The organism is Serratia sp. MMO-28 (assembly GCF_037199905.1).
GTDB lineage: Bacteria > Pseudomonadota > Gammaproteobacteria > Enterobacterales > Enterobacteriaceae > Chania > Chania oryzae.
Genome location: NZ_JBBCVB010000117.1, coordinates 1 through 248 on the forward strand (window position 1 = coordinate 1; position 248 = coordinate 248).

1 protein-coding gene is annotated in these 248 nt (G+C 65.3%); it reads left to right on the forward strand.

Going from position 1 to position 248, the window contains the following annotated elements; translation table 11 throughout:
* Positions 1 to 248, forward strand: a 248-nt coding sequence (locus WG891_RS26800; RefSeq protein ID WP_337265122.1) for a hypothetical protein, incomplete at both ends; no start/stop codon positions are given.

Sequence of the window (248 nt, forward strand, 5' to 3'; positions counted from 1 at the left end):
ACTGACCGGGGTGGGCGGCATCGTGTTTGATGCCAGCAACGGGGCCCTGACCGTCACCAATGGCCAGAACAGCTACACCGGCAGCACCACGATCGCCGGTGGCGATGTGCGTCTGGGCAGCAACAATGCCTTTGGCACCACCTCACTGCTGACGGTGGCGAGCGGCGCCAGCTTCAATACCAACACCTTCAGCCAGACGGTGGGGGCGCTCACCAACCTGGGCACGGTCACGCTCGATCCGGGCGTGC